The organism is Micromonospora sp. NPDC085948 (assembly GCF_040686315.1).
Lineage (GTDB): Bacteria > Actinomycetota > Actinomycetes > Mycobacteriales > Micromonosporaceae > Micromonospora.
On record NZ_JBFBJW010000014.1, the window covers coordinates 97,400 to 119,740 of the forward strand.

Sequence of the window (22,341 nt, forward strand, 5' to 3'; positions counted from 1 at the left end):
GGCTCAGCTTATCCGGTTCAGTAGGCGTCTTTCGATGCAGAAGGTGCGGTGCGGAGTTGAGCCGACAGGCACTCTACGACGGTTGGACCCTGCGGGCGGCATCCGAAGCGGAGGTGCCCGCCGACATCGCCGGGCGGGCCGTGCCGGCGACCGTACCCGGTTGCGTGCACACCGACCTGCTCGACGCGGGGTTGATTCCCGATCCCTACCTCGACGACAACGAGCTGGCCGTGGCCTGGATCGGGCGCACCGACTGGCACTACCGGACGAGCTTCCGACGCCCGACCGGCGACCACGACCGAGTGGACCTGGTCTGCGCCGGCCTGGACACCGTCGCCACGCTCACCGTCAACGGCGTCGAGATCGGCCGCACCGCGAACATGCACCGCGGCTACCGGTTCGACGTCCGCGCGCTGCTGCGCGACGGCGACAACGACCTGTCCGTGGCGTTCGACTCCGCGTACCGCTACGCCGAGGCGCAGCGCGAGCGGCTCGGCGACCGGCCCAACGCGTACCCGGAGCCGTTCCACTTCATCCGCAAGATGGCCTGCAACTTCGGCTGGGACTGGGGGCCGACCCTGGTCACCGCCGGCATCTGGCAGGACATCAGCCTGCACGCCTGGTCCACCGCCCGGCTGGCCACCGTCCGTCCACTTGTCACCATGGACGGCCGCGACGGCCGGGTCGAGCTGCACGTCGACATCGAGCGGGTCGCGGACGTGCCACTCACCGTCCGGGCCGTCGTCGCCGGCGCCCACGCCGAGACGGTCGTCCCGGCCGGGCAGCGCACGGCCGTGCTGATCCTCGCCGTCCGCGAGCCCGCGCTCTGGTGGCCCCGGGGGTACGGCGAACAGGCCCGCCACCCGATCGAGGTGACGCTGCACGCGCCGGACGGCGACACCCTGGACACCTGGTCGCACCGGATCGGCTTCCGCTCGGTACGACTGGACACCACTCCCGACGACCACGGCACCCCGTTCACGCTGTCGGTGAACGACGTCCCGGTCTTCGTCCGCGGGGTCAACTGGATCCCCGACGACACGTTCCCCACCCGGATCACCCGGGACCGGCTCGCCGAACGGTTCGACCAGGCCGCCGAAGCCAACGTCAACCTGCTGCGCGTCTGGGGCGGCGGCCGGTACGAGTCGGCGGACTTCTACGACCTCGCCGACGAGCGTGGACTCCTCGTCCAGCAGGACTTCCTCTTCGCCTGCGCCGCGTACCCGGAGGAGGAGCCCTTCGCCAGTGAGGTGGCCGCCGAGGCCGCCGAACAGGTGACCCGGTTGACGCCCCACCCGTCGCTGGTGCTGTGGACCGGCAACAACGAGAACATCTGGGCCTGGCACGACTGGGACTGGCAGTCGGCCCTCGCCGGCCGCACCTGGGGGCGCGGCTACTACCTCGACGTGCTGCCCCGGATCGTTGGCAACCTGGACCCCACCCGCCCGTACTGGCCGGGCAGCCCCTGGTCGGGCACCGAGGCGATCCACCCCAACGACCCGGCACACGGCACCACCCACATCTGGGACGTGTGGAACACCGACGACTACACCAAATACCGGGAGTACGTGCCGCGCTTCGTCGCCGAGTTCGGCTACCAGGCCCCACCGACGTACGCGACCCTGCGCCGGGCACTGAGCGACGAACCCCTGGCGCACGACTCACCCGGCATGGCCCACCACCAGAAGGCGGCCGGCGGTGACGTGAAGTTGCAGCGTGGCCTGGACGCGCACCTGCCCGCCCCGGCGGACTTCGACGACTGGCACTACCTGACGCAGCTCAACCAGGCCCGGGCCATCCAACTCGGGGTCGAACACTTCCGCTCCCACCGGGGCATCTGCGCGGGCACCATCGTCTGGCAGCTCAACGACTGCTGGCCGGTGACCTCCTGGTCGGCCGTCGACGGCGACGGCCGCCGCAAACCCCTGTGGTACGCGCTGCGCCACGCGTACGCCGACCGGCTGTTGACCGTCCAACCCCGCGACGGCGGGCTGGCCCTCGTCGCGGTCAACGACGGCGGCACGACCTGGCGGGCGCCGGCCTCGGTGACCCGGCTGACCCTCGCCGGTGAGCCCCGCGCGAAGACGACGATGGAGCTGGAGGTGCCCGCGTACTCCGCGGTGACGCTGGCTCTGCCGGCGGACCTGGCCCGTCCGGACGAGGCCCGGCGCGAGCTGCTCGTGGCCGAGGCGGGCGTCGAGCGGGCGCTGTGGTTCTTCGCCGAGGACCGGGACGTCGACTGGCCGGCGGCGGCCTGGGACGCGACTGTCGAACCGGTGGACGGCGGCCAGCGGGTCCGGGTTACCGCCCGCACGGTGCTGCGCGACCTGACCCTCTTCCCGGACCGACTGGACGCCGCCGCCACTGTGAACAGAGCCCTGGTCACCCTGCTGCCGGGCGAGTCTGTCACCTTAATCGTGCGGGCGAGCGGGCCGCTTGATCCTGCGGCCCTGACCGCACGCCCGGTGCTGCGCTGCGTCAACGACCTGGGATGACTGAGCCGTCCACTGCTTGATCAACATGACTTCGCCGACATGGCGGTGTCCGGCGGCCCCGATACCGCCATCTTGGCGATCTCGTGTTGATCGAGCAGCCTCGCATCCGGCGATGGATTGTGCGATGCGCGTGATGCCCCACAGTCATCTTGATGACTCAGTGGCATCACGCTCTCCGCAGTCCGCAGATGGTCACCCCGACGGCAGTACGGGAGGAACTGCGGGTTGGGTACCCCGGGAACTCATGCTGCTTGGTACACCTCGTCGAGGTGCCACTCCAGGAACTCGCGATGCGGACGGTCGCGAGTGGCGGTCGGGACGGTGATCGACGTGCCGGCTCGGGCGTAGAACTGTTCGCCGTTACCGAACTCGGCCCGCAGACGCGGACTGACCATCAACCGATGCTTGGGGTCGATGCCGAGGTAGCCGTGGTCGAAGAGAGTGTGCACATCGGACCGGAGCAGCATCCCGTTGTCCAACCTGTGCTCACCTCCGGCAGGGAGAGGTCTGATGTGCGCTGCCTGGAGCACCGGCTGAATCCGGTCACCGGTGATAGCGCACCGCCGACCGTAGGCGTCGAGCACCACTGCCTTGAACGACTGTTGTCCCAACCGGTTCGGCGTCAGGCGAGGGTCCCCGAAGACCGGGCCGGGCCTGTGCCACGGCTCGCTGAAATCGACCTCAAGGGGCGCGTCGAGCAGTCGGCTTATCAGCACCTGGAAGTAGCCGAAGGGCGTCTCCTTCGCGACGACATATCCCTTGCCCTGAACGATGTTCGAGGCGAAGTCTGGCGGCGGCCCGGTGGGGTCCTCGGCAGGGAAGAAGACGGTGTCGCGGATCAAGACGCAGCCGATCAGCGGATCCTCAGAGGCCGGGATCGGTGCTGGCCGGTATCTCCCGATGATCCGCCGCATCCCGGCGAGATCCGAGACTCCGTTGCCTTCCTGGAACAGGTCCCAAGCCTCCGATACGCGCAACTGCGCGAAGCCACTGAAAAAGCCACCGCCCACCACCCTGTTGTGTGGGTGGTGGGTCTTGAAGAAGAAGGGCTCGCCGGGGGACAGCGCGCGGAAGGCCCGTGAGCCGGCGGGACGCCAGAAGTTGACCTCGGCAAGGTGCGGGCGAGCCGCCAGGAACCGGAACCAGTCCCCGTCGGTGACTCCGACATAGGCTCTCACGGCACTATCTTGTCGCTCGACAGCCAATCCGTCAGCCCCGCCCGATCAGCACCACCATGTTAAACCTGATCGACGGGCACTTTGGCATGGGAGCGATCGCAGGGGCCAGCCCCTGTCGAGAGGCTCGGCACCGACGATCATCCGCGCTAGCGGATTGGTCGAACTGCTCATCGGACCGTTCCGAGCGCCGCCGCCGACGCCTACGCGGCCGCGGCGTCGATGATCGGTGGAGGTCCCCTTTCCGCCCCCTGCTGGGGTGTGTCATCCAGGCTGTCGTGTGTGCCGCGCTGGGTCTGCGACTACAGCGGCAACGCCCCCGGCCGGCAGGGCCCCCTGTCCGGCTCTCCAGCGCGGGTGCCAAGAGCTGATGCCTCCGGATGAACCGGAGACGCTGATCGCAGCTTGTCGAATGCAGGTTGGCAGTCAACGGAGCGTTGCGATGCCTGCCCGACCGAGGTGGACGGATTGCCCTCCGGGGCAGGTCGGCGACCACCGCAGGACGAAACCCCGGCACAGTGAGGTCTCGGCGATGATCGATCGCGTCGACCTGAGGGGTTTTCAGCAACGGTGACCGCAAGTATGTTTACGCCCACGGAGCGCGTCCGGTGTGGGCCTGGGGCAAGGTGGATGAGTTACGGCAAGTACAACCATCAAGGTTATTTCGGCGAGAGTTTCGTGCGTGTCCTGGCCAGTGCCGCCGGCCTGATCGCCGGTCAACAGGACGTCGACCACACCGGGGTGGACTTCTCCATCGACTTCCCGGGGATGCGGGGTACGGTCCGCTTCCCCAAGATTGAGGCGCAGGTCAAGTCCTGGTCCAGTCCTAAGGGGACTGGCCTGGACTGGCTCTACCCCATGGACGTGCGCCACTACAACAACCTCGCTGGTGAGGGGTTCGCCGTGTCGCGTTACCTCTTCCTGATCATCGTCCCCCCGGATGTCGGTCAGTACGCGTACGCGGACGAGACTTCCCTGCGACTCAGTCACTGCGGATATTGGGTGTCCCTGCGGAAGTCGCCGTTGATCGATCAGGCCGCGCAGCGCCACGTCACGGTTCCCGTGCCGAAGCGCAACCTGCTGACGGTCAAGGGCCTGCGATCGCTTCTCGAACCCCGTCCAGCGCAACGGGTGCCCGCGTCATGATGCCGTCCGTCGCCATGAGTGCGGACGAGCTGCGCGCCGCGTCGGACCTGACACCCGAGACGCTAAGCGGCTATCTGTCGTCAACTGGTTGGGCGCCGGAACAGCGTCTCGAACGGGCGACCCTGTGGTCACGGCGCGAGGCCGACGGGGACTTCCAGGTGCTGGTCCCCGGCGATCAGGCCCTGCGCGACTACGCGAGTCGCATCTCCGACTTCCTCGCCACCGTGGCAGCCGTCGAGGAACGCCCGATCCGGCTCCTCCTCGACGATCTGGAGACCACCGGCGCGGACACGCTCTCGTTCCGGCTCCTGCCAAGCGGCCCATCCGGGACGATTCCCCTGTTCAACGCCGTGGACGCGTTGGCCGGAGTGCGGGAGTTGGTTGTCTCCTCCACCTACGCGCTGATGACCGAGCAACCGATGCTGGTGCAGGGCCGGCGGCCGGACAGCGCCTTCGACTTCGCGCGCACCGTCCGACTGGGAACGCCACGTGCCGGGAGCTGGGCGATCGCGGCGCAGCTTGCTGTTCCACCCGCCGACGCGAACGCCGCCCCGCCGCTGGCCCGACAGGTGTCGCTGCAGATGCACCGGGCGGTGAGGGCATGCTTCGCCGCCTCGGGCGAGGCGCAGCGCGACTTCGATCTTGAGCTTTTTCTCCGCCGTACCCGGGAGGGCGTGTCGGCGAATGTCTGTGACGCGCTCGCCAAGCTTGGCCGCGACGGTGTTCCCTACGACGTCCGGTTCAACTGGGCTGTTCAGCTCCCGTCCTCCGTGCCGGCGCGATCGTTTCGATTCAGCTCCCGCCGCATCGAGGTGCTGCACGCTGCCGCCGAGCAGCTCAAGGTGGCAGTCCCGGACGGCGAGGTCACGGTCGAGGGCCAGGTCAGCAAGCTCCGGCGGGACGTCGGCGAGGGCGGTCAGGCGACTGTGCGGGGCCCAATTTCCACCGTGTACGGCTCCTCTGAGCGCTCCGTCCGGGTGCTTCTGCCGGATGTGCTCTATCAGCGGCTCGTCGAGGCACACGGTCGCCGGCAACTCGTGCGAGTAACGGGATTCGCGATACGTGGGCGAATCGAGCGTGTTTCCCGCGTCGAGGTTCTCGGCGGCATCACCGCATCCTGACCGGTCCACCCTGCGGCGATTCCACCACTCGTACGACGGCGGGCGCTCTTGATCCAGTCAGCCGGCACGGATGAGGGGTCTCCAAATCGTAACTATCTACATAGGATCTCCGGACCACAGAGGCTCGATGGGGGAGGTGGACGACTGTGAATGAGCCAAGTTCCGAGTCGGCACTCGACGTGGCGCCAGGGTCGGTGGTGGTCATCCGTGACGAGGAATGGCTGGTGCAGACCTCGGAGGAGACGGCGGACGGGCCCCTCGTGCACGTCCGGGGACTGAGCGAACTGGTTCGTGACGTCACGGCCAGCTTCTACGCCTCCCTCGACCGGATCGCACCACTCGACCCGGCAGCCGCGAGCGTCGTGGCGGACGACAGCCCGCGTTACCGCAACGCTCGCCTTTGGCTGGAGTCCACCTACCGCAAGACCGCGGTTCCGCTCGCCGATCGTTCGCTCACCGTCGCCACCCAGGCGCTCGCCACTCCGTTGAGTTACCAGCAGACCGCCGTGCGCAAGGCCCTGGACCCGGGCAACCTGCGTCCCCGGATTCTTTTGGCCGACGCGGTGGGGCTCGGCAAGACCCTGGAAATTGGCATGATCCTGTCGGAGTTGGTGCGCCGTGGCAGAGGCGAGCGCATCCTCATCGTGACTCCCCGCCACGTTCTCGAGCAGATGCAGCAGGAGTTGTGGTCGCGCTTCGCCCTGCCCTTCGTTCGTCTCGACTCTTCCGGCATCCAACGGGTCCGACAGAAGCTCCCCGCGAACCGCAACCCGTTCACGTACTTCCGGCGAGCGATCATTTCGATCGACACGCTGAAGTCCGAGCGGTACGCGGCCAGCCTGAAGAGGCAGCGCTGGGACGCGGTCGTTATCGACGAGTCGCACAACCTTGCCAACTCGACCACCCAGAACAACAGGCTGGCCCGCACACTGGCCCGCAATACCGAAACGCTGATCCTGGCGTCGGCGACTCCGCACAACGGCCGCAAGGAGTCCTTCGCCGAGTTGGTCCGGTTGCTCGACCCGTCCGCGATCCCACCCGGTGGTGACCTGGTGGCCGCCGAGATCGAACGGTTGGTGATTCGCCGTCACCGGCACAGCGACGAGGTGGCTGGCGTCGTCGGCGCCGACTGGGCGGAACGGCAGGAGCCGGAGAACGTGCTGGTGCCCGCGAGCCGGGCGGAGAACGCGGTCGCCCGCGAACTTGAGGACGTGTGGCTGTGGCCGCCGGACCGCCGCACCCCTTACTCGGGGCAGAACGCGTCACTGTTTCCGTGGACGCTGGCCAAGGCATTCCTGTCGTCGCCGGCCGCGCTGGCAGAGACGATTCGGCGGCGGCTGAGCGGCCTCCGCCGTGACGCCGCCGCCGATAGAGAACGCACGGCCTTGGAAAACCTGGCCGACCTCAACGCGAAGGCGCTGGCCGAGGGCTCGGCCAAGTACGCCAAGCTGGTACGCCGACTCCAGGAGATCGGCGTGGCGTCAGGTTCACCGGCGCGGGCTGTGGTGTTCGCCGAACGGGTAACCACGCTCACCTGGCTGCACGAGCACCTGCCGATCGACCTCGGCCTACCCACCGATGCTGTGGCGATCATGCACGGTGGCTTGCCCGACAAGGAGCAGCAGCAAATCGTCGATGCGTTCAAGCAGGGACACGCCCCGATCCGCGTCCTGGTCACGGGCGACGTCGCCTCCGAGGGGGTCAACCTGCACGCCCAGTGCCACGAGCTGTTCCACTACGACATCCCGTGGAGCTTGATCCGCATTGAGCAACGCAACGGCCGCATCGACCGCTACGGCCAGCAACATCCGCCCCGGATCACCGCCCTGCTACTGGAGCCGGACGGCGGCCGGTTCGCTGGTGACATCCGAATCCTGGCGAAGCTGGTCGACAAGGAGAACGAGGCGCACCGCGCACTCGGCGACGTCGCCTCGCTGATGGGCCGGTACGACGTCAAGGGCGAGGAGGACGCCATCCGTGCCGTCCTGGCCGGGCAGCGTGACCTGGACGACGTGGTGCGTACGCCGGACGAGGTACTGGCCGGTGACGACCTTTCGGCGATGTTCTTTGGCATCGTCGACGCTGACGACGAGGAAGCGCCGCTGCCGGAGACGACCGAGGCCGCCGGTTCCGGGCTCTATCCCGACGAGGTCTCCTACCTCGAAGAGGCGTTACACGCCGCCTTCGTCGACCCGACCGGGCCGCCGAGCAACAACGGTGTCGCCTGGCGACGGAATACCGCTTTCGGGACGGCCGAGCTGACCCCGCCTCCCGACCTGGTGCAACGTCTCGACGTTCTGCCGCAGAGCTATCTGGCCGACCGGCGGGTCACCGACCGGCTCGTCCTGGCTACCACCCTGGCTCGGGGCAAGGACCGGTTGGAGCAGGCGCTCCGCGACGACACCGGTTCCAGTTGGCCGGACGCGCACTACCTGAGTCCGCTACATCCAGTGCTGGACTGGGCTTCGGACCGTGCTTTGGCGGGGCTGGGCCGCAACCAGGTGTTCGCGGTCCGCAGCGACGTGGACGATCCGACGGTGTTGCTCTTGGGCACGCTCACCAACCGGCGCGGGCAGGTCGTCTCGGCGGCGTGGCTGACCGTCGAGTTTCCGGTGCCCGAAACCCTGTCGTTCGCCCCGGTGACTCCGCACCCGTCTGCCGCCGCGGCGCTGGCCGCGTTGGGTTTCGACACCACGCGGGCCAACCCGGGCCCGGTGCCCGGAGCTGATGCGCTCGGCAGGTTCATTGCCCCGGCCGTACAGCATGCCCGGGCGCAGATGCGCGACCTGTTCGCGGCGGCCGAGAAGGACGTCGCACACCGGGTCGAGCAGTGGTCGCACCGGCTCGCCCAGTGGCAGGACGAGGCAGATGCGCTGATCCAACGCCGTGACCTGAAGCAACGCCGGGTCAGCATCGCCCAGGAGCAGAGGCTGGTGGCCGACATGAACCCGGACCGGCAACTGGTCCGGCCACTGCTGGTCGTCGTGCCGCAGACCGGAGGCACCGCATGAGCGAGTGCACCGAGCGCAGCGAGGGCCGCGAGGGCATGCGAAAGGTAGGCACCGCATGAGCGTGTCCGACGCGATCCTGGTCGGTGAGGGCTGGATCTCCGAGCACTACTTCACCACCGACGCGACGAAGGAGTCGTTCCACGCCCGCGTGCTGGAACGTCGCAAGGCATGGGACGCGGAGACCGACGCACGCCGGCCCACCCCGCGCAGCCAGTTCCTCGAATTTCGGCAGGAGTTGGAAGCCGACCTCGCCAAGCTCAGCGAGCTGACCGATGTCGAGGCAGACCTCGGTGCCAGCGATCCGCAGACCACCGCCGCCGCAGTCGCGTCGATCCATCAGCGCATCGTCGGCATCCTGGAGGTACGCGGCCACGGCCTCGTCGTCGACGAGGACGGGCCGATCCTGCGCGTGTCGGCTCCCGGCATCACCGAACGGACGCCACTCGTCGTCGTGCTCGCCCAGCCGGTTGCCACGGTCGAGGACGTTCTCGCCAAGGACGGCCAGACGCTGGCCGCGCCGGTGCGCCTGAACGACGACGGCGACGAACTCATCTCGGCCGCGCGGCTTACCTCCGCCCTGTTCGGTGAGGACGACGCCCCCGATCTGATTCTCATCCTGGCTGGCCGCTGGGCGGTCCTGACCGAACGGGAACGCTGGGCCGAGGGCCGCTACCTCGCCGTCGACCTGCAACTGATCTGCGAACGCAACGACACCAGACGCGGCGGGGAGGTCGACCGGGCTCTGACCTGCCTGTCCGCCGCCTCGATCGCACCGGACGCGGACGGCAACCTGTGGTGGAGCGGCGTTCTCGACGAGTCGATCAAACACACCGTGGGGGTCTCCAAGGACCTTCGCGAGGGCGTACGTCTCTCCATCGAGATCATCGCCAACGACGTGGTGGCCCGTCGCCGCGCCCGGGGCCTCGACCCACTGCCCGCCTCCGAGGCGCAGCCGCTGGCCAAGCAGGCGCTGCGATTCCTCTACCGCATCCTGTTCCTGTTGTACGCGGAGGCGTCGCCAGAGCTGGGCGTACTGCCGGTTGGTGCACCGGAGTACGACCGGGGTTACAGCCTGGACCGGCTGCGGGAGCTCGTCCAGGTCGAACTGGCCACCCCGCACGCCCGAGCGGGCACCCACCTCTACGAGTCGCTGGGTGTGCTGTTCCGCCTGGTTGACCGTGGTCACCAGATCACCGAGCCGGCCGACGAGGAGGCACTGTCCGCGCCGGGGCTCCTGTTCAACCCGCTGCGCGCCGACCTGTTCCGGCCCAGTGCCACCTCGCACATCGACGCGGTCGGCCTCGGCAACGCCGCACTTCAGGAGGTCCTCACCCACCTGCTGCTGAGCAAGGAGCGACGCGGTCGGGACCGAGGCTTCATCTCGTACGCGGAACTGGGCATCAACCAGCTCGGCGCGGTCTACGAGGGGCTGATGTCGTACACCGGCTTCTTCGCCGACACCGACCTGTACGAGGTTGCCAAGGGTGGCGACGGCAGCAAGGGTTCCTGGGTGGTGCCGGTGAACCGCGCGGGTGGCATCGCCGCCGCCGACTTCGTGAAGCTGGCCGACCCGGTGACCGGCGAGCTGCGGCCGGTGCTGCATCCGCAGGGCTCGTTCGTGTTTCGGCTGGCCGGTCGGGAACGCCAGCAGTCGGCGTCCTACTACACCCCCGAGGTGCTGACGAAGTTCACCGTCGGACAGGCGCTGGAGGAACTGCTCGACCAGAACGGAGTACGCACACCGGCGGCCGACATCCTCGGCATGACGATCTGCGAACCGGCGCTCGGCTCAGGAGCATTCGCCATCGAGGCGGTGCGGCAGCTCGCCGAGCAGTATCTCAAACGCCGTAAGGAGGAGTTGGCCAGCGAGGGCAAGACCATCGACCCGGACGACTATCCGAAGCGCTTGCAAGAGGTGAAGGCGTACCTCGCCCTGCACAACGTCTACGGCGTAGACCTGAACGCCACTGCCGTGGAACTCGCCGAAATCACCCTGTGGCTGGACACCATGGTGCCGGGACTGCCGGCGCCCTGGTTCGGCCTGCACCTGCGGCGTGGCAACTCGCTGATCGGCGCCCGTCGGGCCGTCTACCGCCGCAGCCAGATCGCCGACAAGTCATGGCTGGGTGCGGTGCCGGCGGAGCTGCCGCTGACCTCCTTGTTCGACGACATGGCCGCCGGCCGGATCGCCACCGATGGCATCCACCACTTCCTGCTGCCCGCCGACGGCTGGGGTTCGGCCGCCGACGCCAAGGAGGCCGCCGCACTGGCCCCCGCCGCCGCGAAGAGGCTCAAGACCTGGCGGGGGAGCACCAAGACCAAACCCACAAAGCAAACCATCGACGCGTACGCCGAACTGGCGCACCGCGTCGAGTCGCTGTGGCAGATCGCCTACCGGCGCTTGGACCTCGCCGAGCAGCAGATCCGTCGACGCATCCCGGTGTGGGAGGCGGGCGAGCTGCCGGCCGGCGGGGCGGTGCAGCGCGAGGAGATCGAGGCGGCGCTCGCCGACGAGGACGGTGCCTACCGACGGCTGCACCGGGCGATGGACGCCTGGGCGGCGCTGTGGTTCTGGCCGCTCACCGACGAACCCGCCACGGTCGACGGCGAGGTGATCGCCCCGCCGACGGTCGCGCAGTGGGTGGCCGGGTTGCAGGCGCTGCTCGGCCGCAACCCGGAGCTGCGCAAACGCAAGGCGTCCGGCCCGACACTGACCGTCGGGATGAGCTGGCATGAACTCAACGAGGCCGAGCGGATGGAGATCGGCTTCGCCAACGCCAAGACCGTCGAGACGGTACTGCGGGAGTACCCGTGGCTGGTGGTGTGTGAGCGCATCGCCGGGCGGCAGGGCTTCTTCCACTGGCAGTTGGACTTCGCCACGGTGTTCGCCCGGGGCGGCTTCGACCTCCAGGTAGGTAACCCGCCCTGGGTGCGGCCCCGCTCGGACGTGGACGCCCTGCTGGCCGAGGGTGACCCGTGGTGGCAGTTGGCGCTGAAGCCCAGCCAGGCGCAGGTCGCGACCCGACGGGCCGCGACCCTGGCATTGCCGGGCATAACCGAACTGGTCGTAGACGGCACGGCGGAGGTGCTGTCGATCGCGGCGTTCGTCGGCTCGGTCGGGCAGTACCCGCACCTGCAAGGCCTTCAGCCGGACCTGTACCGCTGCTTCATGGAGGTGATGTGGCGGCACGGGTCGGCCCGCGGCACCGTTGGCATGATCCACCTGAACTCACACTTCACCGATGAGAAGGCAGGTCTCCTCCGCGCTGAGCTGTACCTGCGCCTCCGCCGACACTGGCACTTCGTCAATGAGCTGCTGCTCTTCGAAATTGAAGACCACAAGCACTACGGCATCACGGTGCACGGGTCACGGCAGGCCGGGCCAAGGTTCATCCAGGCGAGCTGGCTGTATCACCCCGACACGGCGGTCCGGTCAAGGGTGCACGACGGATCTGGGCCAGAACCCGGGCTCAAGGACGACGAAGGTCGTTGGGACGTCCGCCCGCACGCCTCGCGGATCACCATGGTGACCGAGGAGACGCTGCGCGCCTGGCACGCCACGATGGAGACCGATGAGGTGCCGATCCGGCAGACCCGAATGGTGTACGCGGTGAATCAGTCTAGTGCGGCGGTCCTGGAAAAGCTCTCCCACGCTGGACGAATCGGCGACCTCGGCCTGCGCTTCTCGCGTGGCTGGGACGAGAGCATCGATCGCAAGAAGGGCTACTTCGAGTCGGAGTGGGGTGTGCCGGACTCCTGGGACGACGTGATCCTGCAGGGTCCGCATCTGTTTGTGTCAACGCCGCTCTACAAGGAGCCGAACGAGTCGCTGCGCAACAACCAGGACTGGTCGGTGACTGACTTTGAGGCGCTGTCGGCGGACGCGATCCCGGCCACTGCCTACCAACCCCGAGGCGACCGCTACGACTACGACTGCGCCTACACCGACTGGGGCGACGAGGACCACCCCGACCCGGCTCGTGACCACTACCGCATCGCCTGGCGGCGCATGGCCGCTAACCAGGGGGAACGCACCCTGATCCCGGCGATCATCCCGCCTGGCGCCGCCCACGTTTTTACAGTTCGAAGCGGAGCGCATACTAACGGGCCATCTCCAACAATGGTAACGTCAGCATTTCTCTCCTCTCTGGTATCCGACTTCCGGATTCGTTGTGCGCCCAGAGCGGACATTCTTCCCGCCAATATTAATGCGCTGCCGTTCAGGGATTCAAACTATGTCGACGATATGGTGCACCGAAGCCTCCGCCTGAATTGCGTAACAGGCGCATACGCTGATCTTTGGCGAGCTTGTTTCCGGGTCGATTTTGCGACACACGATTGGGCGGGACGGGTTAAAAATAGGACAAGACGCCCTCTGGGGCAGGTGGGGCCGGAGTGGACACCGGAGACGCCGTTGCGGATCGCTGCCGACCGGCGGCAGGCGCTCGTGGAGATCGACGCGCTAGTCGCCCTCGCCCTCGGCCTGACCGCCGACGAGTTGTGTTCGATCTACCGGACGCAGTTCGCCGTGCTGCGCGGCTACGACCGCAACGTCTACTTCTACGACGCGAACGGCCGGCTGGTGCCCAACTCGGTGCTCACCGTCTGGCGTAGGAAGGGCGACGACCGGATCACCGCCGAGGAGCGCACCGCCACCAACCAGGCCGGCAACACCTACACCTATGAGCTGCCGTTCGTCACCCTGGATCGGGAGGCGGACATGCGCCAGGCGTACGCGGTCTTCGCGGAGCGCCTGCGGGAGCGTTCGTGACCGAGCTGCTGCCCACCGTCCAGGCGGCCAACGTCCGCGACAGTCTCGTCGACTACCTGACGACGACGTTCGCGCTGACCGACACCGATGCCCGGGACGGCCTCGACACGTTCCTGTCCGATCCGGTAACCGGCATGTTCAAGGGCCCGTACGTGCGCCTGCGGCTGCCGTTCCGGCCCGCGCAGGAGGGCTGGCGGCAGCATCTCGACTGGTACGCGGGCCCGGACCCGTACGGTCATCAGGCCGCCGCGTTCGCCCGGCTGACCTCGCTGGGTGCGCGGCGTCCGCAGCCGACGCTCGTCACCACGGGCACCGGCTCGGGCAAGACCGAGGCATTCCTGTATCCGATCCTGGATCATGTGCGCCGGGCCCGCCTGGAGGGCGTCACCGGGACCAAGGCGCTGATCCTCTACCCGATGAACGCGCTCGCCAACGACCAGGCCGGCCGTCTCACCGAGCTGCTGACCGGCCACCCGGAGCTGGCGTCGATCACTGCGGCGCTCTACACGGGAGAGAAGGGCAAGCCGCGGACGATGGTCACCGCGGACGGACTGATCACCGATCGGGGCATCATCCGGGACACCGCGCCCGACATCCTGCTCACGAACTACAAGATGCTCGACCAGTTGCTGCTGCGCCACGAGGACCAACGACTGTGGCAGCAGTCCGCGACCAGCCTGCGCTACCTGGTGCTCGACGAGTTCCACACCTACGACGGCGCGCAGGGCACCGACGTGGCCATGCTGCTGCGTCGTCTCGGCCTGGCTCTGAAGAGCCATTGGCGGGCCGACGACCCGGCCGTCAGCGAATCCGCCCGGTCCCGGGCGCTGGGGCTGATCACCCCGGTGGCGACGTCGGCGACCCTGGGTGACAAAGGCGATCCGGTCGCCATGCTCAGTTTCGCCGAGACCGTGTTCGGTGAGCCGTTCCCCGCCGACGCGGTGGTCACCGAGTCGCGCAAGGACCTCGCCGAATGGGTCGATGACGCGGAGACCGTCGTCGCCGACGCCGGCTTCACCGTCGCCGACGCGTTCCGGGCCGACGAGGTACGCGCGGCAGTCGAGGCGCTCGGCACCGACCCGGACGGTGCAGCTCTCGCCCGTACCATCCTGGGTCTGCTCTGGTCCGGGGACCGTGACCGGCTCGCGGCGGCCGGGCCGGACTTGCTGCTCGCCCTGGCGAGAGCACACCCGTTGGTGCAGGAACTCACCTTCGAGACCCTCGACGCGACGAGCGTCGACGACGTCGTGCGCACCATCGCGGGCCAGGCCGGCCGGCGCACCTCCCGGCTCGCGGCAGGCGGCTTCGACACCGACTGGTCGCTGGCGATATCGGCCGTGGTGGCGGCCCTCGGGCACATCCGGGCGGTCGCCGGACGGGAGGCGCTCGCCGTCGACGTGCACCTGTGGGTGCGCGAGCTCACCCGCATCGACCGGGCCGCCGACACGACGGCCCGGTTCCGTTGGGGCGACGACGGGCCGCCCGTGGCCGGCGGGGACACCGAGGACGTCCGGCCGTCGTTCCCGGCCGTCTACTGCCGGTTCTGCGGCCGGTCCGGCTGGGGGGTCGCGCTCGCCCCGGTCGGCACCGGCCTCGCCGCCGATGACGAGACCATCCGACGTAACCACGCCACCCGCGAGGGACGCTTCCGTGCACTGTTGTACGCGCCGGCCGAAGCAAACGCCGCCTACGACGGGGCCGTGCAGCCCGACGGGCTGGCCTGGTTTTCGGTACGTGGCCGGGAACTGCTGACCGCCGCCCCGTCGGACGACGACCTCGACCTGCGCGACGGGTGGATCCTGCCGGTGCTCACCAGCGCCGGCCGTGACGCCGACGAGCACGCTCGCGACGACACCTGCCCATCCTGCGCCCAGCCGGACGGCATCCGGTTCCTTGGCAGCGCCATCGCCACCCTGCTGTCGGTGTCCCTGTCCACCCTGTTCGGGTCGGCGACTCTGGACGTGCGGGAGAAGAAAGCTCTGGTCTTCACCGACTCGGTGCAGGACGCCGCGCACCGAGCCGGTTTCGTGGAAGCCCGCTCGCACACCCTGACCCTGCGGGCCGCGCTCAACGCCGCGATCACCCCCGGCACCCTCACTCTGGACGCGCTGGTCGAGGACACGATCCGGCGCACCGACGAGGACAGCTTCCAGCGCTACCGCCTGCTCGGCCCCGACTGCGTCGACAGGGAGTCGTTCGCACCGTTCTGGACGTCGAAGACCCTGCGCGGTGTGCCCGCCCGGGTGATGTCCCGGGTCCGCAAACGGCTCGCCCTCGACGTGGCCCTGGAGTTCGGGCTCAACTCGCGCACCGGCCGGACCCTCGAACTGACCGGCGCCGCCACCGTCGAGGTGGACGCCGGCCCACCGAACAGGATGGCCACCGCCGCCCGAACCGTCCTGACCGGGTTCGCGGTGCAGAGCCCACTCGGCGCGGACGACGCCGAGCCGGCCGACGAGACGCTTGTGCGGTGGGTGCGCGGTGTTCTGGACCGGATGCGGGCGCAGGGCGCCATCGACCATCCCTGGTTCACGATCTTCCGGCAGGAGGACGGCAACCGCTGGTCCATCTGGGGCGGGCGGCCCCGAGGCGAGGGCATGCCCGCCTTCCCCAACACCCGGCCGGCCCCCAGCTACCCCCGCGTCGGAGGCTCCGCCAATCCGGTCCGCGACAGCGACCTGGACGCCGTCACCTCGGCCCAGTCCTGGTACGCGCGCTGGACCTCACGGGCACTGTCGGTCAGCCCGGCCGACGGTGGGCGGCTCACCCGGCTGCTGCTCGACCGGCTCGCCCGCGACGGGGTCCTCACCACCGTGACCAGCCAGAGCGGCGCCACCGTCTACGCGATTCCGCCGTCCGGCGTCGTGGTCGCCCCGGCCCGGCTCGACGACCTGACCGAGAAACGCCACCTGCTGGCCTGCGACACCTGCCGAGCGCTGGTGCCCGGCAGCCGCACCACGGTCGACCAACTCGACGGGGCTCCGTGCATGCTGGTGCGCTGCCACGGTCGGCTGACCCGGGAAGCCCTGGTCGACAACTTCTACCGTCGGCTCTACGCCTCGCCGGACATGCGCCGAATCGTCGCACGCGAGCACACCAGCCTGCTCGACGACGCCACCCGACTGAGCTACGAGGACGGCTTCAAGAAGTCCTCGACCGAGCCGAACGCGCCCAACGTGCTGGTCGCCACACCCACCCTGGAGATGGGCATCGACATCGGCGACCTGTCGACGGTGCTGCTTTCGTCACTGCCCCGTACCGTGGCGTCCTACCTGCAGCGGATCGGGCGAGCCGGGCGCATCACCGGCAACGCCCTCAACCTGGCCTATCTGACCGGGCGCGGCGATCAGCTACCCAAGCTGGGTGACCCGCTGTCGGTCATCAACGGTGAGGTCCGCCCGCCCGCCACCTACCTGAGCGCCGAGGAGATTCTGCGCCGGCAGTTCACCGCCTGCCTCGTCGATGGCATGGCCCGCGACGATCGGCACACCCACCCGAACAGCGCACAGCAGGCCATCGGATCCACCGATCCTGGCTCGTTCCTCGGCGAACTCATCGCCGTTGCCGAGACGGGCCGCGCCGACGCGGTGCGCCGGTTCACCGGCACCGTCGGGTCATTGCCCGATTCCACGGTCGATGCGCTCATCGACTGGGTAAACCCGGTGGCCGGAGTCGGCACCAGCCTGTTCGCCGGGCACGTGCACGCAGCCAGCCGGCGTTGGCAGCAGACCGTCGAGACACTCAAACGGCGCCAGACCGAGATCAACAAGGTGTTGCCTGAACTCGAGGCCAAGGCCGCGTCCCCGGCCGTCACCGACGACGACAAGCGTGCCCTGCGATCGGCCAGGACCACCCGCAAGCTGATCGGCGGGCAACTCGGACACCTGCGCGGCGAATACTGGATCAGCGTGCTGGAGGAGTACGGCCTGCTGCCCAACTACACGCTGCTCGACGACACTGTCACCCTCTCTGTCGGGATCAGCTGGACCAACCCCGACTCCGGCGAGTTCGAAAGCGACAGCGCCCAGTTCCAGCGCGGCTCCGCGCAGGCCATCCGCGAGTTCGCACCCGGCGCCACCTTCTACGCCCGCGGGTGGGAGATCGCCGTCGACGCGATCGACCTCGGCATCGACGGTGAATCCATCCGCCCCTGGGTGTTCTGCCCCGCCTGCGGCTACGCGGCAGACATCGCCGCAACCGGGCAGGAGCAGCAGATCGCCAGTTGCCCTCGGTGTGGCAGCACCGGCATCGCCGACACCGGCCAGCGTCTCGACGTCGTCGAGTTGTCCCACGTCTCCGCCGAGGTGCGCCGCGACGAAGTGAAGATCTCCGACCGGCGCGACCAACGCGACCGCATTCCGTTCCAGCTCATCACGGCCGCCGACATCGACCCGGCCGGTGTCGCGGCGAAGTGGTTCGCCGAGAACACCGGCTTGGGCTGCACCTACCTGCGCACCATGGATCTGCGCTGGCTGAACGTTGGCGTACCCGGTCACGGCATAACGCGGATCATCTCGGCCGACGAGCGCACCGGAGCGTTGTTCCGGGTGTGCAGCGGATGCGGCAAGCTCGACACCGACTCTGGCCGCAACCGTCCGCACGAACACCGCGCCTGGTGCCCGTACCGAAGGTCGGCCGTGGAGAACACCACCGCTGTCGCCCTCTCCCGCACCCTGCGTACCCAAGGGCTCCTGCTGCGTCTGCCGTACGCGGTCACCCTTGGCGACGACTTCGCCGTGCCGAGCCTGGCGGCGGCGGTCCTGCTCGGGTTGCGCGAGCAGATCGGCGGGCACCCCGACCACCTGCGGATCGAGCACGTCGTCGATCCGACCCTCAGCGACGGCACCGACAACCACGACGCGCTGCTGCTGCACGACGTGGTGCCCGGCGGCACCGGATACCTGGCCGACCTGGCCGACCCGCAACAGTTGCGCGACCTGCTGGCACTGGCCTGGCAGCGAGTGCACGACTGCGAATGTCGCCACGAGGAACGCCTCGCCTGCCATCGCTGTCTGCTGCCGTTCACCCCGCCCGCCGCCCTGCGCCGCACGTCCCGCGCCGCCGCCGAACGGCACCTCGCCCTCCTGCTGGGCCTACGTCCGGAGGCCGACACCGCCGACGGCCCGCCGTGGACGCTCGTGCAGACCCCGCCGCAGGACAGCCCCGAGTCGCACCTGGAACTTCGCTTCCGCCAACTGATCGCACGGCGGTTGAAGGCGATCGGGGCAGCCACCACCGAGGTACCGAAACCCTGGGGCAACGCCCTGCGCTTCACCCTGCCCGGCGACCACCGGCAGTGGACGCTCACCCCGCAGGTCAACGTCGAGAACTCCCGCCCCGACTTCCTGCTGGAATCCAACGACACCTCCGTACCGGCGGTCGCTGTCTTCACCGACGGCCGCGCCTTCCACGCCGTCGCGGCCCGCAACCGGCTCGCCGAGGACGCCGAGAAACGACAGATCCTGCGCGACACCGGCCGGATCGTCCTGGCCGTCACCGCGGCGGACCTCGCCGCAGCCGAGCAGGAGACCGGCACCGCCCCGGCCTGGTTCGCCGAGGCGACGGTGGCCAGACTGATCAAGCAGGCCGCGTTCCAGGCGGCGCCGAGCGCGTACGACGGACTGCGCTCCGGCCCGATCTCCTGGCTGCTCGCCTGGGTGTCCGCGCCCAAACCCGCGGACCTGGGGATCGTCGCGCGGGCCGTGCCGATGTTCCTCGTCGATGGTAAGTCCCGGCGCACCTGCGGCGACGGGGTCAGCCTCGCCTCAGTCGGACGGGCCGCGTTGCTCGACGAGCAGCTCCCACCCGGCGAGCGGACCGTCCTGGTACGTCAGTTCGGCGCCTTGGCCGTCGTCGTCGAACCGACGCAGTCGGCAGTGCACGCCGCGATCGTGCTCGACGACCGGGAACAGGCCCTCGATGCCGCACACGCCGACGCCTGGCGACTGTGGCTGCAGTTGTCCAACGCCATGTCCCTGCGCGACTGGCCCACCGTCATCACGACCACCAGCCGGGTGGGCAGCACCACCACCGCGACGGCCGCGCCGGGACCCGATGGCTCCGACGGGCTTCCCGACGGCGTGGACGAAAACTGGGTGTCCGCGTACGAGTCGGCCGCCCCGGGCGCCGAACGCGATCTGATCCGGCTTCTCGCCATCCACGGCGGCTTCGACGCCCCACTGATCGGGGTGGAAGGACCGCAGGGCATCCCGATGGACATCTGCTGGCCACAACGGCACATCGCCGTGGATCTTTACGACATGCCCGACGAGGACCGCGCCGACCTCAGCTCCGCCGGGTGGCACGTCGTGCCGCCGGACCCGGATGCCATCGTCGCGGCACTGACGGGCACCACTGACCGCAGGGAGCCCTGATGCCGACGATCATCATGACCAAGTGGCCCGTCAAGATCGACGGCTCGATCAAGTCCAAGGCGATGACCTTCCTCCAGAAGCTCTCCGCCGACGACACCACCCCCGGCCTGCACGTCGAACCGATCGCCGGAGCGGCGGACTCCCGCGTCCGCACCGGCCGCGTCGACCAGTTCTGGCGTGCCGTGATGTTCCGGCTCGACGGCGCGGGGGGGTGCCACTACGTCATCCACGGCGTCTGGCCCCACGACGACGCCATCGCCGTCGCCGGCCGGGTCCGCCTCAAGGTCAACCCGATCAACGGCCTGCCCCAGATCGAGGAGGCCGAAAGCGTTGCGTCGCCGCACGTCGGCCCCCCTGCTCCGTCCGGTTCGGCGGCACCCCACGCTGCCCCGGTGGAGCCGCTCCTGATCCAGCTCGGGCGGACCCACGGCGATCTCGTAGACCGGCTCGGCGTTCCCTCCGACGTCGCCGACCAGGCATTGGCCGCGCCGAACGAAGATGCCATCCTGGAGCTCGCTCAACGCCACGAAGGCTGGCTGGGGCTGCTCCTGGTAGACCTCGCCACTCGGGACTCGATCGATGACATCGCCGGGCGGCTGCACCTCGAAGCGCCCGAGCAGACCGGTGACGCCGACGCCGACCTGCTGCGCTCGCTCCAGCAACCAGCCGCTCAGGCTCAATTCGCCTTCATCGACGGCCAGGAGGAACTTCGCCGGGTCATCGAGAACGGCGACTTCGGGTCGTGGCGGGTGTTCCTGCACCCCGAGCAGCGTCACTACGCCGTCCGCCGCTATCGGGGTCCCTTCCGGCTCTCTGGTGGCGCCGGCACCGGCAAGACTGTCGTCCTCCTTCATCGAGCCCGAGCGCTGGCCCGCGAACGGCCCGACGCGCGGATCGTCCTGACGACCTTCACCACGAACCTGGCGGACGCGCTGCGCGACGGCCTCGGTCAACTCGACCCGACGGTTCCGCAGGCTACCGCGCTCAACGTGCCCGGCGTACACATCACCGGTGTCGACGCGCTGGCGGCCACCGTCATTCGCTCTGCCGGCGCCAGCATTGCCGACGCCGGCCAAGCCGTCCTGGGCGAAGCCCGATCGACCCCGACCGGCCGGACTCCGACCGGCCGCTGGCGGGAGGTCATCGAAGCGTCGGCCACCCCGCTGCCGCCGGAGATCGCCAACGAGACCTTCCTCAGCGCCGAGTACGCGCTGATCGTCCTACCCAACAAGGTCAAGAATGAGAACGAATACCGCCGAGTACGCCGGCCCGGCCGCGGGCTAGCCCTGGACCGCGCCAAGCGGGACAGAGTCTGGGCGCTGATCGCCGCCTACCGGGCGCAGTGCCGAATCGACGGCACACTCGACTTCGCCGAGGCGGCCGCTGTCGCCGCCGCCCACCTGACGGCCAGTGGCGGCCAGGCCGACCACGTGCTCGTCGACGAAGGTCAGGACCTGTCGCCGACGCACTGGCAGATGCTGCGCGCCCTGGTTACCGAGGGCGAGGACGACCTGTTCATCGCGGAGGACTCCCACCAGCGCATCTACGGCAGCCGAGCCGTCCTGGGCCGGTACGGCATCAAGATTGTCGGCCGATCGCAGCGGCTCAGCCTCAACTACCGCACCACGGCGCAGAACCTGCGCTACGCGATGACGGTGCTCGACGGCGGCGACTACGTCGACCTCGAAGAGCAGACGGAGATCACCGGCTACCGTTCGGCGCGATCGGGGCCGACACCAGCGGTGGAGACGGTGGAATCGCTCGTCTCTGAGCTCGACATGATCGCCGAGCGCATCGACTCCTGGTGCGATGCCGGGGCGACACCCGAGACGATCGCCGTCCTCGTACCTGACAAGTTCCAGCGGGAGCGGGTGGTCAACGCGCTCAACGAACGCGGCGTGCCCGCACGAGCAGTCGACCGCGACCGCCCTGGGGAAGGCCGGGTGTTGGTGATGACCATGCACAGGGCCAAGGGCATGGAGTTCGCCAAGGTCGTACTCGCCGACGTCGGGTTTCAATCGGCCGCCGAGAAGGCCAGGCTCAACGACCTGGATGCTATCGAGAGGCACGACGCTGAGCTGCGGGCCCGGTCATTGGTGTACGTGGCGGCAACCCGCGCTCGCGATGAGCTCTTGGTGGTCCAGCGCCCATAGCCCTATCCGGCTGAGGCCAGCTTCCAACGAGGGGCAAGACGCGAATCGACACCGGGGCATTGCCAGCCTCTACTGAGGTAGCGGATTGCCTTCAG

Annotated in this window: 8 protein-coding genes; 7 read left to right on the forward strand and 1 reads right to left on the reverse strand. The window is 68.9% G+C overall.

The window, feature by feature from the left end; genetic code table 11:
• The first annotated feature begins 56 nt into the window (after positions 1-56).
• Complete coding sequence (locus tag AB0O48_RS27930) at positions 57-2,495, forward strand: glycoside hydrolase family 2 protein (protein ID WP_365069189.1); 2,439 nt, start codon at positions 57-59, stop codon at positions 2,493-2,495.
• A gap of 242 nt (positions 2,496-2,737) precedes the next feature.
• On the opposite strand, the gene AB0O48_RS27935 is transcribed toward AB0O48_RS27930, so the two are convergent.
• Entirely contained in the window at positions 2,738-3,700 is a 963-nt protein-coding gene (locus AB0O48_RS27935) for an HNH endonuclease (protein WP_365069190.1), read from the reverse strand.
• Between the two features lie 600 nt (positions 3,701-4,300).
• Here AB0O48_RS27935 and AB0O48_RS27940 point away from each other — a divergent pair.
• The 6 genes from AB0O48_RS27940 to AB0O48_RS27965 all read left to right on the forward strand — a co-directional run bounded on the left by AB0O48_RS27940 (position 4,301) and on the right by AB0O48_RS27965 (position 22,246).
• Positions 4,301-4,816: a DUF4365 domain-containing protein gene (locus tag AB0O48_RS27940; protein WP_365069191.1), complete on the forward strand. Its 516-nt coding sequence runs from the start codon at positions 4,301-4,303 to the stop codon at positions 4,814-4,816.
• Positions 4,816-5,937, forward strand: coding sequence for a hypothetical protein (locus AB0O48_RS27945; RefSeq protein ID WP_365069223.1), 1,122 nt, complete (start codon positions 4,816-4,818; stop codon positions 5,935-5,937). The genes AB0O48_RS27940 and AB0O48_RS27945 overlap by 1 nt, the downstream gene beginning before the upstream one ends.
• A 146-nt stretch (positions 5,938-6,083) precedes the next feature.
• Positions 6,084-8,948, forward strand: a complete 2,865-nt coding sequence (locus tag AB0O48_RS27950; protein ID WP_365069192.1) for a helicase-related protein — start codon at positions 6,084-6,086, stop codon at positions 8,946-8,948.
• A 55-nt stretch (positions 8,949-9,003) separates the two neighbouring features.
• A complete protein-coding gene (locus tag AB0O48_RS27955; protein ID WP_365069193.1) occupies positions 9,004-13,719 on the forward strand; it encodes a class I SAM-dependent DNA methyltransferase in 4,716 nt (1,571 codons plus the stop codon).
• A complete protein-coding gene (locus tag AB0O48_RS27960) occupies positions 13,716-20,093 on the forward strand; it encodes a DEAD/DEAH box helicase (RefSeq protein WP_365069194.1) in 6,378 nt (2,125 codons plus the stop codon). The genes AB0O48_RS27955 and AB0O48_RS27960 overlap by 4 nt, the downstream gene beginning before the upstream one ends.
• On the forward strand, positions 20,093-22,246 hold the full coding sequence (locus tag AB0O48_RS27965) for a UvrD-helicase domain-containing protein (RefSeq protein WP_365069195.1): 2,154 nt from the start codon (positions 20,093-20,095) through the stop codon (positions 22,244-22,246). Before AB0O48_RS27960 ends, AB0O48_RS27965 begins: the two co-directional genes overlap by 1 nt.
• The last annotated feature ends 95 nt before the right edge of the window (positions 22,247-22,341 follow it).